This window comes from Pseudomonas syringae (genome assembly GCF_000737245.1).
In the GTDB taxonomy this organism is placed as follows: domain Bacteria; phylum Pseudomonadota; class Gammaproteobacteria; order Pseudomonadales; family Pseudomonadaceae; genus Aquipseudomonas; species Aquipseudomonas syringae_J.
Genome location: NZ_JPQU01000018.1, coordinates 130,032 through 136,945, shown reverse-complemented (window position 1 = coordinate 136,945; position 6,914 = coordinate 130,032). Strand labels below are relative to the sequence as shown.

The window sequence follows — 6,914 nt, the reverse complement described above, 5'->3', positions numbered from 1 at the left end:
GGAGAAAAAAGCGGCATAAACCGTAACCGGTGTCCGTGATTACTTGACCAGTTCATTCAAACCCCTGTGGGAGCGAGCTTGCTCGCGAAGGCAATATTCCTACCCCCAGAATATATTCGGATGTCCCGGCCTCTTCGCGAGCAAGCTCGCTCCCACAGGTATTACCGCGCCACATCTAAGCCGCATGTCGCCCGGTTATTTAATCACTCGCCACGTGAACGGATATCGATACGCCACACCATCATTGGCTTTGATCCCGGCAATGATGGTCAGCACCAGTGCGCCGACGCAGACGAGGCCAATCAGCGCGAAGCCGATGATCAGCAGCATCAGGAAGAAGCAGGCGACCATGGCCAGGGACACGGTGATCTGAAAATTCAGCGCCTCCTTGCCCTGAGCATCGATAAACGGATCGGTTTCCTTTTTGAGCTGCCAGATAATCAGCGGCCCCAGCAGGTTGCCGAACGGGATGATCAGGCCGAGAAACGCCGCAAAGTGACAAAACATCGCCCACTGGCGAACCTCTGCGCTTGGAGTTGGTAGCGGAAGCTGGCTGTCACTCATGTGCGTTTCCCCATGCCGGATTGATCAGTCGGCCAAAGCTGCGATTTGCAGTTCGAACAGCTCAGCCATGCCTTTCTGTGCCAGAGCCAGCATCGCGTTCAGCTCTTCAGGCTGGAACGGTGCGCCTTCGGCAGTGCCCTGAACTTCGATGAAGCCACCAGCGCTGGTCATCACCACGTTGAGGTCTGTCTCGGCGGCCGAATCTTCAAGATAGTCCAGATCCAGCACAGGCTCGCCCTGGTACATGCCAACCGAGACGGCTGCAATCATTTGCTTGAGAGGGTCGCCGCCTTTGAGGCCGCCACGTTTCTTGATCACTTTCAGTGCGTCGGCCAAAGCGACCATGGCACCGGTGATGGACGCAGTGCGGGTGCCACCGTCGGCCTGGATCACGTCGCAATCGACATACAGGGTGACATCGCCCAGCTTGGACATGTCCAGCGCGGCGCGCAGAGAGCGACCGATCAAGCGCTGGATTTCCAGGGTGCGGCCGCCTTGCTTGCCGCGGCTTGCTTCGCGTTGGTTACGCTCGCCGGTAGCCCGTGGCAGCATGCCGTACTCTGCGGTCAACCAGCCTTGGCCCTGACCTTTGAGGAAGCGCGGAACGCCGTTCTCGACACTGACTGTGCAGATCACTTTGGTGTCACCGAACTCGACCAGCACAGAACCCTCGGCGTGTTTGGTGTAGTTGCGGGTGATGCGGATCGAGCGGAGCTGATCGGCGGCGCGACCACTTGGACGTTTCATCTGGGATACCTGTACTGAGACGGAAAACTGCCGAGCATTATAGAGGCGCAAGGCGATGCTGGGCACTTCTAAAACCAGTGGATGACAATTGGCGGTGCGTGAATGCCCTGAAATGGGCTCTACAACGGGGCTTTGCGCCAATGCTCAAAAACCACGCATCGCTTGTCGCATTCGTGGATTGGGCGCACCCCCTGCACTGCGCTACAATCCTGCGCCTTTACAGACTGTCGTTTTTTCGTGACATCCAGACATCGCAAGATGCTTCGGTGCGAGGCGACCTCTGTTTCGCGGTTTGAAGTCATCTGACTCAAGAGCCTTACTCGAGAGGTATTTCCCATGGTCCACAGCATGACGGCTTTTGCCCGGGTCGAACGGGCCAGCACTCAGGGCACCCTGAGTTGGGAGCTACGCTCGGTCAATCATCGTTATCTCGAACCGCATCTGCGTTTGCCAGAATCTTTCCGCGACCTGGAAAGCGCGGTGCGTGAAGCGCTGCGTCAGGGGCTTTCCCGGGGCAAAGTCGAGTGTACCTTGCGTTTCGTCGAGGAAACCGCCGGCAAGCCCCTGCAGGTTGATCGGGAGCGCGCCGCTCAGTTGGTGGCCGCTGCTGAACTGGTCGCCGGCTTGATCAAGCAGCCTGCTCCCCTGAATCCATTGGAAGTACTGGCCTGGCCCGGCGTGCTGGTGGCGGATGCCAGCGATCCACAGGCGCTCAATAAAGAAGCGCTCGCGCTGTTCAATGATGCGCTGACCGAATTGAAAAACGGTCGGGGACGTGAAGGCGCTGATCTGGCCAAGCTGCTTGATGATCGCCTGACCTCTATCACCACTGAGGTGGCGACCCTCAGAACCCTGGTGCCGCAGATGCTCGCCACCCAGCGCCAGAAGGTGCTCGATCGCTTCGCCGACATGAAGGCCGAGCTCGATCCGCAGCGTCTGGAGCAGGAAATGGTCCTGCTCGCTCAGAAAAGCGATGTCGCCGAAGAGCTTGATCGCCTCAGCACCCACGTCACCGAGGTGCGTCGTGTGCTCAAGGCTGGCGGTCAGGCCGGACGGCGACTGGATTTTCTGATGCAGGAACTCAACCGCGAAGCCAATACCCTTGGCTCCAAAGCTTTCGACCCGCGCAGCACGCAAGCGGCGGTCAACCTTAAAGTGTTGATCGAGCAGATGCGTGAACAAGTGCAGAATATTGAGTAAGGCTAACCCTGACATGACCCATAGCACCGGCACCCTGTATATCGTTTCCGCCCCCTCTGGCGCGGGCAAGACCAGCCTGGTCAAGGCTCTGGTCGATGCTCAGCCATCGATCCGCGTTTCGGTCTCGCACACCACCCGCGCCATGCGCCCCGGTGAGGCCGACGGTGTGAACTACCACTTTGTGGATCGCGCTGAGTTTCTGCGCATGATCGAGCATGGCGATTTCCTGGAGCAGGCGGAAGTGTTCGGCAACATGTACGGCACCTCCCAGAGCCACTTGCAGCAGACTCTGGACGAAGGTCATGACCTGATTCTCGAGATCGACTGGCAAGGTGCTGAGCAGGTTCGCAAGGTCATGCCTCACGCGCGCTCCATCTTCATTTTGCCGCCGACCCAGCAGGCGTTGCGTCAGCGGTTGACCAACCGCGGTACCGACAGCGATGAAATCATCGAAGGCCGGATGCGTGAAGCTGTCAGCGAGATGAGCCATTACACGGAATACGACTACATTGTCATTAACGATGATTTTGCTGTCGCCCTTGAGGATCTCAAGGCAATTTTTCGCTCCAATCTGCTGACCCAGCCACATCAGCAGCAGCGTTTCAGTCAATTGCTTGAACAGTTGCTGGCCTGAATCCGGCGGGTTGCAAGCAGCGGCTGGTCAGTTAAATCCGACCGCTCGCGGCTTGCCGCTTGAAGCTTATGGCTTGCAGCTAGTAAACTCCGCAGTCCGCTCGCCCATCCGGGCATCGCGCATCCGCATTTGCTACGAGGAATACCCATGGCCCGCGTAACCGTTGAAGACTGCCTAGAACACGTGGATAACCGCTTTGAGCTGGTCATGCTCTCTACAAAGCGTGCTCGTCAACTGGCAACCGGCGGCAAAGAACCAAAGCTGGCCTGGGAAAATGACAAGCCTACCGTTATGGCTCTGCGTGAAATCGCAGCTGGCCTGATGGATTACGCTGTAATCGCAGAAGCTGAAATCGTTGAAGATGAGCCGCTTTTCGCTGCTTTCGAGGACGAGTCCAACGAGGCCGTCTAAGCCTATGCCGGGTCGACGTAGTACGGCGCAGGGTAAAAGCCATCGGCAAGGGGTAGCACCATGCCGAGCATAGACGCCCTCGCCGATCGCATTTCGACCTACCTTGGCAAGGATCAGGTAAACCTGGTCCGCCGCGCGTATTTCTACGCCGAGCAAGCCCACGACGGCCAACGCCGTCGCAGCGGCGAAGCTTATGTCACGCATCCTCTTGCCGTGGCCAATATTCTTGCCGACATGCACATGGACCATCAAAGCCTGATGGCTGCGATGCTGCATGACGTGATCGAAGACACCGGTATTGCCAAAGAGGCGCTCTGCGCCCAGTTTGGCGAGACTGTGGCCGAACTCGTCGACGGGGTCAGCAAACTGACCCAGATGAACTTCGAGACCAAGGCCGAAGCCCAGGCGGAAAACTTCCAGAAAATGGCCATGGCCATGGCGCGGGACATTCGCGTCATTCTGGTCAAGCTCGCCGACCGCCTGCACAACATGCGGACCCTCGAGGTGCTGTCTGGCGAAAAACGCCGACGCATCGCCAAGGAAACCCTTGAGATCTATGCGCCCATCGCCAACCGGCTGGGCATGCACAGCATCCGTATCGAATTCGAAGACCTCGGATTCAAGGCTATGTACCCGATGCGTTCTTCGCGGATTGGCCAAGCGGTCAAGCGCGCCAGGGGCAATCGCAAGGAACTGGTCAACAAAATCGAAGATTCGCTGAGCCACTGCCTGTCGGTTGACGGCATCGAAGGTGAAGTCAGCGGCCGCCAGAAACACCTGTACGGCATCTACAAGAAGATGCGCGGCAAGCGTCGCGCCTTCAATGAAATCATGGATGTGTACGCGTTCCGCATCATCGTCGACAAGGTCGACACCTGCTACCGGGTGCTTGGCGCTGTGCATAATCTGTACAAGCCCCTGCCCGGTCGCTTCAAGGATTATATCGCGATTCCCAAAGCCAACGGCTATCAGTCATTGCATACCACGCTGTTCGGCATGCATGGCGTACCCATTGAAATCCAGATCCGCACCCGCGAGATGGAAGAAATGGCCAATAACGGGATCGCGGCGCACTGGCTCTACAAATCCTCCGATGACGAAGTGCCAAAAGGCACTCACGCGCGAGCTCGCCAATGGGTCAAAGGCGTGCTGGAGATGCAGCAGCGCGCGGGTAACTCGCTGGAATTCATCGAAAGCGTGAAGATCGACCTGTTTCCGGATGAGGTTTACGTCTTCACGCCTAAAGGTCGGATCATGGAGCTGCCGAAAGGCTCCACGGCGGTGGATTTTGCTTACGCGGTTCACACCGATGTGGGTAATAGCTGCATCGCCTGTCGGATCAATCGTCGTCTGGCGCCGTTGTCCGAGCCGTTGCAAAGCGGTTCGACGGTGGAAATCGTCAGTGCGCCGGGTGCGCGTCCAAATCCTGCGTGGCTGAACTTCGTCGTCACCGGCAAGGCGCGTACCCATATTCGTCACGCGCTCAAGCTGCAACGCCGTTCCGAGTCCATCAGCCTTGGCGAGCGCTTGCTAAACAAGGTGCTGAACGGATTCGAGAGCAGTCTGGACAAAATCCCCGCAGAACGCGTGCAGCTAGTGCTTGCCGAGTACCGGGTCGAGGTCATTGAAGACCTCCTCGAAGACATCGGCCTGGGCAATCGGATGGCTTATGTGGTCGCACGGCGATTGCTGGGCGAAGCCGATCAGCTGCCAAGCGCTGAAGGCCCGCTGGCGATTCGCGGTACTGAAGGTCTGGTGCTTAGCTACGCCAAATGCTGCACGCCGATTCCAGGTGATCCTATTGTCGGTCACCTGTCGGCCGGCAAAGGCATGGTTGTGCACCTGGACAACTGCCGCAACATCAGTGAAATCCGCCATAACCCGGAAAAATGCATTCAGCTGTCCTGGGCCAAGGATGTCACTGGCGAATTCAATGTCGAACTGCGCGTCGAGCTGGAACATCAGCGCGGTCTGATCGCCCTGTTGGCCAGTAGTGTCAACGCGGCCGACGGCAACATCGAAAAAATCAGCATGGACGAGCGCGATGGTCGCATCAGCGTGGTCCAACTGGTGGTCAGCGTGCACGACCGCGTGCATCTGGCCCGCGTCATCAGAAAACTTCGCGCCTTGACCGGGGTCATTCGAATCACCCGCATGCGTGCGTAGCCAACTACCCATCAGGAGTTCTTCATGACCAAGACCGTAATCACCAGCGACAAAGCCCCTGCGGCCATCGGCCCTTACTCCCAGGCGATCAAAGCTGGCAATACCGTCTACATGTCCGGGCAGATTCCCCTCGATCCTAAAACCATGGAACTGGTCGAAGGCATCGAAGCCCAGGTCGTTCAGGTCTTCGAGAATCTCAAATCAGTGGCTGAAGCAGCGGGCGGCTCGTTCCGCGACATCGTCAAGCTGAACATCTTCCTGACCGATCTGGGCAACTTCGCCAAGGTCAACGAAATCATGGGCAAATACTTCGAACAGCCGTATCCGGCCCGCGCAGCCATTGGCGTTGCGGCTCTGCCCCGTGGCGCTCAAGTCGAAATGGACGCGATTCTCGTCATCGAATAAATCAACGGCGGGGTATGTTTCCCGCCGCCTCTGATCTAGAAGGATTCTGTTATGCGCGTTGCGCTCGCCCTCTCCCTGATTGCCGTATTTTTGAGTGGCTGTGCCAGCCATGCCGACCGTAACCCGGACGGGACGTGGATCAACCAGGCTGCTATCGACGCGGCGGTCAAAGGCGACAATCTGCGTCAGGCGCTGCTTGCCAACGGCCCGAACCTGGAATGGCAGATCAACACCAAAGCCGGTCAGGCGCTTTATTCCAATGGTTTTGAAGTCGGTGAAGGCAAAATCGCCAGTGCTGACAAGGGTAAGTTGCGGATCGACTACTACAACTATGTCGAAGACCTGCAGGTTAAAGGCGATGAGCTGATCCAGGCGGCCAGTGAGTCAGGTCCGGAGCAGCGTTTCGTACAGCCGAAAACCCCGGCTGCCGATGGTGCGCCAACCGGCAGCAGCTTCGAGGCGGCGCTCTATGGCGCCTACATGGGCGGCAAATGGACCATCGTCAGCGGTGATGGCCAGGGCGGTAAGGTGCAGTTCCTGCCAAACGGCTCCATTCAGGGGCTGCCGGAAAACGACCGTTATGCGCTATGCCTGGCGGGCGACTGCGCGGCCATGAGCGGCGAATACGACAGCATGTGGCTGGAAAAATCCGAGCAGGGCAATGCCTGGATCTTCTCGCGCAAGGGCAATCAGCTGGAAATCTTCCAGGCCGTCAATGCCGCTCAGGCGGACGAAATGCCCGAACTGCGCCCCGGCCCACGCCGTTGGTTGCTTGAGAAGTAATCAG

The 6,914-nt window shown here is 58.1% G+C and carries 8 protein-coding genes; 6 read left to right on the top strand and 2 right to left on the bottom strand.

Translation table 11 applies throughout. The features are described from left to right. Positions 1–195: 195 nt before the first annotated feature. Both IV01_RS20650 and rph read right to left on the bottom strand, forming a co-directional pair. The gene (locus IV01_RS20650) at positions 196–564 is read right to left on the bottom strand and encodes a DUF4870 domain-containing protein (protein ID WP_032626312.1); all 369 of its coding nucleotides are present in this window, start codon (positions 562–564) and stop codon (positions 196–198) included. A 24-nt stretch (positions 565–588) separates the two neighbouring features. Then, positions 589–1,311, bottom strand: a complete 723-nt coding sequence (gene rph, locus IV01_RS20655) for a ribonuclease PH (RefSeq protein WP_032626310.1) — start codon at positions 1,309–1,311, stop codon at positions 589–591. Between the two features lie 336 nt (positions 1,312–1,647). Between rph and IV01_RS20660 the strand changes: the two genes are divergently transcribed. The 6 genes from IV01_RS20660 (at position 1,648) to IV01_RS20685 (ending at position 6,910) form a co-directional block, all read left to right on the top strand. After that, a complete protein-coding gene (locus IV01_RS20660) occupies positions 1,648–2,511 on the top strand; it encodes a YicC/YloC family endoribonuclease (protein ID WP_032626307.1) in 864 nt (287 codons plus the stop codon). A gap of 13 nt (positions 2,512–2,524) precedes the next feature. Continuing rightward, positions 2,525–3,145 (top strand): guanylate kinase, encoded by a 621-nt coding sequence (gmk, locus tag IV01_RS20665; RefSeq protein WP_032626306.1) that lies wholly within the window; start codon positions 2,525–2,527, stop codon positions 3,143–3,145. 147 nt (positions 3,146–3,292) lie between these two features. Continuing rightward, positions 3,293–3,556 carry a DNA-directed RNA polymerase subunit omega gene (rpoZ, locus tag IV01_RS20670; protein WP_002551500.1) on the top strand — a complete coding sequence of 88 codons (264 nt, stop codon included), beginning with the start codon at positions 3,293–3,295 and terminating at the stop codon, positions 3,554–3,556. Positions 3,557–3,616: 60 nt separating this feature from the next. Next, the gene (gene spoT / locus IV01_RS20675) at positions 3,617–5,722 is read left to right on the top strand and encodes a bifunctional GTP diphosphokinase/guanosine-3',5'-bis pyrophosphate 3'-pyrophosphohydrolase (protein ID WP_032626304.1); all 2,106 of its coding nucleotides are present in this window, start codon (positions 3,617–3,619) and stop codon (positions 5,720–5,722) included. A 24-nt stretch (positions 5,723–5,746) separates the two neighbouring features. Continuing rightward, positions 5,747–6,127 (top strand): RidA family protein, encoded by a 381-nt coding sequence (locus tag IV01_RS20680; RefSeq protein WP_032626302.1) that lies wholly within the window; start codon positions 5,747–5,749, stop codon positions 6,125–6,127. A 51-nt stretch (positions 6,128–6,178) separates the two neighbouring features. Beyond that, positions 6,179–6,910 (top strand): hypothetical protein, encoded by a 732-nt coding sequence (locus tag IV01_RS20685; protein WP_032626300.1) that lies wholly within the window; start codon positions 6,179–6,181, stop codon positions 6,908–6,910. Positions 6,911–6,914: the final 4 nt, after the last annotated feature.